Raw genomic sequence first — 7,288 nt, 5'->3', positions numbered from 1 at the left:
AGCGTGCTGGAAAAGCATGTATTGAAAGAAATATAGCATGCTCTCCGTTTTGAATGCCCGCTCCAATGTTATATGTGAACCAGTTTGATGGATATGGTTCGTTGCTTTCATATATCCCTCCTTCTTTCACCTCTGCCTTTACATTTTTCATGTTCAGAGGCAACGGCTCTGGAGCAGGGGCTATTTTTTTATCCAGATGTATCGTCTGTATATTGCCCGATTCAACATCTATGCCTTCAATTTTCGTTCCGAACGGAAATGCTAATGTTTCTGATTTATAGGGCATGATTGGATACGATGCTTTGTATGTTGAAGAGCAGCCATTACATGATATACTTGCATAGTTCCCCCTGCTTATCTCGATGTTTGAAAATTTTATAATTTTAGTTTCAGAAATTGCGCTTTGGTATGCGTTTCCATGCCTTTCTAAAGTACTAACTCCGCTTAATAAAAACAAGACTGCTGCAATTATGGCTGCTGCCTTTCTCGTACTCATCAGGCTAATATAATAAAAAATTTTTATAAAAATCTATGCTTGAAAATTTGAAAAAGAAAAAGGGTTTATCATCCGTTGTTTACCGGCTGGTATGGATTGAAAGCTGGATCGCCGAACAGCACATATTCCAGGAAAGTATTGTATTTCTTATCGAGAACGCGTGTTCCCTTCGATGATGGCTTCAGCACGCCGCCATAAGAACCTTCCAGCGGCGGAACCCAGAGGAATGTGCTGTTTGCATCTTTTGGCAGGTAGGTATTGCGGGCATCCCTGAAAGCTTTCCCGACATCTGAATTATTCTGTATTAAATCATTTAAGAAATCAGTGTGTATTATTATGCCGAAATTGTCCCTTGGATACTCGCCCTTGGCCAGCAGGTCATACCATGCCTTCACATATGCTATTATGCCGAAGCTGTTCTGGAATGGACGCGGATTCAGATATCCTGCCACATTCGTAAACGTTGAAGATGCAAGGAGTGTATTGACCCCGGCGTGAATATAAGACTGTCCCACATTATTCTGAACGTACATCCCGTCAATTTTTCCGTTGACACAGCTTTCAATCATCATTGTCGATGGACCCAGATCCATATTTTCCACACCTCTCGTACTATACGTACCAAGGCCCCCCAGGGGACTGGCAAACATAGAAATGCGTGTGACATATTCCATTATCAATGGCCCGAAGAAGTAGCCCAGCCCGAGACCCCACATAAACACATCGCCGAACTCATATAGATGCATGCTTCCATGTCCATTCTCATATATTACATTGCTTTCTTTCTGGTATTCACCGCCTTTTACTACATTCTCTCCGCTGACAAGTTTTATCTCAAACTTTGGGAAGAGAAGCATGTTCAGCACTCCCGCCTTTTTTATCTTATTGAGGGCTTCATCGCTGTATCCGACCCTCTGTGATTGGGTGAAGTATGTCCGAGTTACATCGAATTCCCCTTTCTTTATATTTGCCGTCACAGCATCTCCAGAAAAGCGCGTTGCCCCTGACGGGAATTTCATCGGATCGCCTGGATGCCCCCCCAGCAAAGGCCCGAGTATATTCTTAATCTGTTCCAGTACGGGTATCTTCTGGAAGTCGGTTCCGCATCCTGTTTGAACGGTGGCTTTGTTTTTCCAATCGCCGAGCCCTTTTATAATCTCCTCGTAAAATATCGTCCTTGCTATTAGGGCAGATGCATCCTGTATATCCCATCCAGTTATCCTGCCCACAATATTTTCCTGGTAGGGCCAGTAGCTGTAGCTATCATTTTTTATGTCATTTGGATTCGGGTCAATATCGCCGTAAATGAAATCGCTCGGTGTTCCATATCCGAAGTAGTAAATAACCATCGGGTCATCAAGAGGCGTATCCGGATTTTCATACATGTATTGCGGGATCATTGTCGCACCGCCGACAAGGGCAATATAAACCGGGTTTTCCTCGTAGTATTCTTTCAGTTCCTTTACGTTATCCGGGGGTATGTCAGACAGATTCCCGAGCAGCTCGTTTATCATTTCATGCATCTCCCAGAGATGATCATTTGATGCTTTGGCAAGCATTGGATTTTTGCGCGGTACATAAAAGCCCGGACACGTTTTTCCATTGACAGTAACATTATCATTTGCTGCAAACGCAAATTCAGGCTTTGCGAGAATTATGCCCTTCCTGTATGCAGTTAGATAGGGTGCCACAGATGAAAGTTTTTTCATGGTCGGTACAAATGGATTATCCAGGCTTTCTACTGTGACATCCAATTCATAGCTACCTTCCTTCTGGGCGAGCCATGTCCCCATTACGGACAAATCGAAAGTAACTCCATCCCTATCATAAAGTACAGTTTCATAATGCACTTTGTCCTTGATTATATGCCCGCTCTTGTCCCTTTCAGGCACGCCTGACATCGTCGTGATATATACAAGCTCATATAACTGCTGTTCAACTGGCAGATCGTCGATGCATGGTCCCCCTGAAAGGGTCAGGTAATCCCCGAGATCCTCTACATCCTGTGAGTTAAGATTTACCAGGTCTATCTTTACATGGGCATACTTATAGCCATCTGGAATCGTAAAATTGTGATAGCCCGGCTGCAGGAAACCTTTTGCTGTTGAAATGAGAGTTGAAGGCAGAATCGCAACCGAGCCTAATGTACCGCTGAAATGGTAAGTGGTTCTGTTCAGCACCTTTGGCATGGTTGCATCCATGGGATTTGTTATGGTTATGTATTTCACTTCTCCAAATTTTTCTTTAACCAGGTCGATAAGAAAATTTGTTATCTGTTGTTCATCAGTAAATCTCCATGTCCTTTCATGTCCTTCAATATTGCCGCATAAAAATGTATATTTCACTCCGAGTTTGTTGAGCACGTTGCGCACGTTATTTGTATCATTCGTGACCATTACTGGAATATCGAGGTAGGAAGCAATTGGGGTTGCGGCAACGCCGAGATTGTAACCGTCTTTACTATCTTCTATCAGCACGACTGCATCGCTCTTTTTCCACACGCTCTGGGCTATATCTGTTGAGACATCTTCTGGAGAACCTCCCGCTATCTTTATATCACTTGAAAATGGATATTGTTTCCCAAATCTGACAACCGGACGGGAGGGATTGCTGAAATTTTCAACGAGCAGTGGTGCCACGTGGATATCGTTGCTATAGTAATATTCTGCAACAGGGGTACCTATAAGGGCGTAAAAAGCATTTTCCTCTGATGCAATAACTGGTGTGGCATCCATGTTTCTCTCAGCAGAAATTTTGCCAATATCATCCATACTGAAACCTTTAACCTCTTCAAATTTCGGCCCTCCGATGCAGCCGCTGAAAGCTGCCCCAATTAAAACTGCGATGGCAAATAAAACCAATATTTTCGTTTCTTTTTTATCCATTTTCATCACTTTTTACAATAGGATATATGCTACATCTCTATAATAATTTCGGATGAATTCGGGCCGGTGGAATACGATGTTTTTGCCAGAAAGGAATTATTCATATTCCCCAAGCAGGCAGAATCGCTGAAGCGACAAAAGCACGGTTGCCGCGAATCTCGCCGTCGCCTTATCGATGGAAGGAAAAGAAGTGGGACTGCTTGATGTTGATATTCATGGGCCCAATATACCTAAAATGTTGCATATGGCAGGGCCCATTAAAGATGAAGGTGATAAAGCAGTTTATTGGGGAATCTCGATTATCTTATCGTGGATATGCCTCCGGGCACGGGAGATGAGCCTTTGAGTATAGCCCAACTGATACCCGGCGGGATGGCTGTTATAGTAACAACCCCTCAGGATGTTGCCCTGCCCATTGATGAAAAAATTGTTGAATCGGGTGATTCGGGCAATCCGTTTGTATTGCACTACGAAAACTTATAGACTGTCCGCGCATTCAATGATATCATTGCAAAGATAGAACAAATCGTTGAGCAATAGCGGAAGAAAATGAATGACAATGCCAGGAGAAAAGGAAGTTACATTCTTACTGTCGGGGTGAAAAAGGATAAAGAAATTGAGATAGGCAAGTTGGGTGTCTTACCATTTAAGGAAGGATATTATGCTTATGTTGGCTCCGCGATGAATGGACTGGATGCCCGCATCGGTAGGCATATCAGACAAAATAAAAAAAAGCACTGGCATATCGATTACTTGCTTGAGGAAGGCGTTATAAGGCAAATATGGTGCATGGAAGGGGGGAAAAATGAGTGCGAGATTGCATCGGTCATGGAAAAAAAATTTGGTGGAGTTAAAAATTTTGGTTCGAGTGATTGCAGCTGTGGCACCCATCTTTTTCATTCAAAAAATTTAAAAAGAATGGTGGATGTAATTAAAGGCATAGGGATGGTGAAATATGAGGGTAAAAGTAGTGTATGATAACGAGGCAGTGGAGGGGTACAAAAGCGACTGGGGCTTTTCATGCTTGCTTGAAGGGGGCGGAGGCGATACGGTGCTGTTTGATACAGGCGCTCACGGGAATATTCTATTGGCAAATATGGAACGGGCGAGAATCAATCCAAGAAACATTGATAGAATCTTTTTAACTCATAACCACTGGGATCATATAGGCGGACTTCCAGAAATCTTGAAATATGTTCCGCATGCAGAGATTTATGCATTATCTTCATTTTCCGATAGCATAAAAAAATCTGGTGCCGATATTCGTGAAGTAAGAGATGCAGAAGAGTTATTGCCGGGCATTTTCACAACCGGCGAGATGGGCAGGGAAATAAAAGAGCAGTCAATGGCCATAAAGACAGAAAAAGGAATTTTTATTATTGCAGGCTGCTCGCATCCTGGCGTGGAGAATATCATAAAAACAGCAGGAGAATTTGGCAGGGTATATGGCATCATGGGTGGTTTCCATGGTTTCAATAAATTTGAATGCCTTGAAGGACTTGATGTTGTAATGCCGTGCCACTGCACCCAATATAAAAAAGAAATAAAAGAAATGCATCCGGAGAAATGCGTGGATTGCGGGGCGGGAAAAGTATTTGAATTGTGAACAAAATAAATTTTTTCGAAATGTTTATAGTAAGGAAGGGAATTGCTGTCTGTGCATGCTCCATAGTTGGTATATTCCAATGAGAGGGGGAATATGACTCCATTAAAAAAGAAGGAAAGTGAGGAAAAATACCGTATTATCGCCGAATTATCCACGGACGGCATTTATATTATAAGCTCGGAAGGTTTTGAATATGTCAATTCCGCCTTTGAGAAAATATCGGGTTACAGGGCAGAGGAGGTTTGCAGTAAGGATTTCAGCTTCTGGAATATTATTCATCCGGACGATATAAAACTGATAGAGGGGAGGGAGAAAGCGAGGAAAGAAGGAAAGGAAATACCGCCATTATACCAATTTAGAATTATAACCAAAGATGGAAAAACAAAATATGTTGAAGTGAATACCGTTCCTCTTTCAGAAAAGAAAGCAAGAGTTCTCGGCATAATGAGGGATGTGACAGAAAGAAGAGAGGTGGTTAAAAAACTGATGAACAGTGAGAGAAAATATCGCAATATCTTTGATTCTGCAAACGATGCGATTTTTTTGATGTCAAGAGATGTATTTATAGACTGCAACCGTAAAACATTGGAAATTTTTGCATGCAGAAAGGAAAACATTGTTGGTCATGTTCCTTACGAATTTTCCCCAAAAAAACAGCCGGATGGAAAAGATTCAAAGGAAGAGGTATTAAGGAAGATCGATGCTGCGCTAGAAGGAAAGCCACAACGCTTTTATTGGAAGCATATCCGTATGGACGGAACTCCATTTGATGCAGAAGTTTCTCTTAATAAGGTAGATGTTAACGGCACATCTTTTGTACAGGCAATTGTAAGGGACATAAGCGAGCAGAAAGAGATAGAGAAAAAATTACACATGGCAGAAGAAAATTACAGAGGTATTTTTGAGAATGCAGTAATGGGCATATATAAAAGTACGCCCGAAGGACACCACGTATTGGTTAACCCGGCATTAGCCCGCATTTATGGCTATGATTCTCCTGAAGACTTGGTGAAAGGCATGACTGATATTACAAAACAGCTTTATGTCGATCCAGACCGCAGGAAATCCCTTATCAGTCAATTGAAAGAAAAAGGAGAAGTGTCGAATTTTGAATCTCAGGTATACCGAAAAGACGGAAGCATGATATGGATTTCAGAGAATGCACAGGCTGTACGTGATGTAAAAAACAATATATGTTACCTGATCGGTACAGTTGAAGATATCACCAAGCAGAGGAAAGCGGAGGAATCATTAAAAGAAAGTGAAGAAAAATATCGTCTTCTATCAGAAAATTCTCAGGACATAATCTATGCAATAAATAAAAACTATGAACTGATATTCGCTGCGGGAAACATTGAAGGTGTTACAGGATATACCGTTGACGATGTTCCAGACGGTGATTTGAGGAATGTGGTATTTGCGGTACCACCTGAGGATGTAGAAGTGATAGTGAATCTATCGGAAAGGGCATGGGAGGGAGAACAAGATGTCAGAGGAGAATTCAGAATCATAAGGAAAGACGGTGGAATCAGATGGGTTGAAGTCCATCTTTCCCCATTGTATAATGAAAACGGTGAAATTTATGGTAATCAGGGTGTCATGAGGGATGTAACAGAACGTAAAAAAATGGAGGAAGAAATCAAGGAAAACGAAGAAAAACTCAGAAACTTTGTTGAATCTGCTACAGTAGGTATATGGTGTTTTGGTTCGAAAACACCTGTGGACATCACGTTGCCCGAGAAAAAAATGATCAAGGAATTCTTTAAGGCTGTATGCGTGGAATGCAATGAGACCTATGCCAGAATGATGGGCACAACAAAAGAGAAGATTTTGGGTGTAAAACTCTCTGAAATTATGCCTGATACAGAAGAAAACAGGGAATATCTTGCAGCCTTTATCCGCAATGGATTTCGTCTATCGGGCGGAATTTCGCACGAAATTAACAGAAAGGGGGAGGAAAAATATTTTTCAAACTCATTAGTAGGAACCATCAAAAACGGAAAACTCATCGAGGCATGGGGAACACAAACCGACATTACCGACCTCAGGAAAATGGAGGAGGAATTAAAAAAATCTGGAATATTTACAAAGATTTCATGATGTCACTGTAGATAGGGAATTAAAAATGAGAAAGTTAAAAGAAAAGATAAAGGAACATGAAAAATTGATTAAAAAAGTTAACTACTCCGGGCTGAAGCCCGAAGCGTATCACATGGGACTGGCAAAATCAATGAGTGTCATTTGACTTTCTGTTCTGATGCTCTGATAATAATCATAATCAACATTCGTCCAATGCTTTCC

At 41.5% G+C, this 7,288-nt stretch carries 6 protein-coding genes and 1 pseudogene; 5 read left to right on the top strand and 2 right to left on the bottom strand.

The window, feature by feature from the left end; translation table 11 throughout:
* A partial coding sequence (locus U9O96_04600) for a C25 family peptidase propeptide domain-containing protein (GenBank protein MEA2054379.1) occupies positions 1-496 on the bottom strand: 496 nt, incomplete at its 3' end.
* Positions 497-564: 68 nt separating this feature from the next.
* Positions 565-3,381: a C25 family cysteine peptidase gene (locus tag U9O96_04595; protein ID MEA2054378.1), complete on the bottom strand. Its 2,817-nt coding sequence runs from the start codon at positions 3,379-3,381 to the stop codon at positions 565-567.
* A 66-nt stretch (positions 3,382-3,447) separates the two neighbouring features.
* Between U9O96_04595 and U9O96_04590 the strand changes: the two genes are divergently transcribed.
* From U9O96_04590 to U9O96_04570, 5 genes and pseudogenes are all read left to right on the top strand, one after another.
* Positions 3,448-3,585: a hypothetical protein gene (locus U9O96_04590; protein ID MEA2054377.1), complete on the top strand. Its 138-nt coding sequence runs from the start codon at positions 3,448-3,450 to the stop codon at positions 3,583-3,585.
* Positions 3,518-3,864, top strand: a pseudogene (locus U9O96_04585) (P-loop NTPase). Before U9O96_04590 ends, U9O96_04585 begins: the two are co-directional and overlap by 68 nt.
* Before the next feature lie 66 nt (positions 3,865-3,930).
* On the top strand, positions 3,931-4,359 hold the full coding sequence (locus U9O96_04580; protein MEA2054376.1) for a GIY-YIG nuclease family protein: 429 nt from the start codon (positions 3,931-3,933) through the stop codon (positions 4,357-4,359).
* Complete coding sequence (locus tag U9O96_04575) at positions 4,337-4,987, top strand: MBL fold metallo-hydrolase (GenBank protein ID MEA2054375.1); 651 nt, start codon at positions 4,337-4,339, stop codon at positions 4,985-4,987. Before U9O96_04580 ends, U9O96_04575 begins: the two co-directional genes overlap by 23 nt.
* 93 nt (positions 4,988-5,080) lie before the next feature.
* Positions 5,081-7,087 carry a PAS domain S-box protein gene (locus U9O96_04570; GenBank protein ID MEA2054374.1) on the top strand — a complete coding sequence of 669 codons (2,007 nt, stop codon included), beginning with the start codon at positions 5,081-5,083 and terminating at the stop codon, positions 7,085-7,087.
* The last annotated feature ends 201 nt before the right edge of the window (positions 7,088-7,288 follow it).

This window comes from Candidatus Thermoplasmatota archaeon, from assembly GCA_034660695.1.
GTDB lineage: Archaea > Thermoplasmatota > E2 > UBA202 > DSCA01 > JAYEJS01.
Note: the sequence above shows the minus strand (reverse complement) of the source record. Positions and strands in the feature narration are given on the sequence as shown.

Coding starts and splice junctions, on each gene's coding strand:
- U9O96_04570 (MEA2054374.1), top strand. CDS start 5,081: ATGACTCCATTAAAAAAGAAGGAAAGTGAGGAAAAATACCGTATTATC.
- U9O96_04595 (MEA2054378.1), bottom strand. CDS start 3,381: ATGGATAAAAAAGAAACGAAAATATTGGTTTTATTTGCCATCGCAGTT.
- U9O96_04580 (MEA2054376.1), top strand. CDS start 3,931: ATGAATGACAATGCCAGGAGAAAAGGAAGTTACATTCTTACTGTCGGG.
- U9O96_04575 (MEA2054375.1), top strand. CDS start 4,337: ATGAGGGTAAAAGTAGTGTATGATAACGAGGCAGTGGAGGGGTACAAA.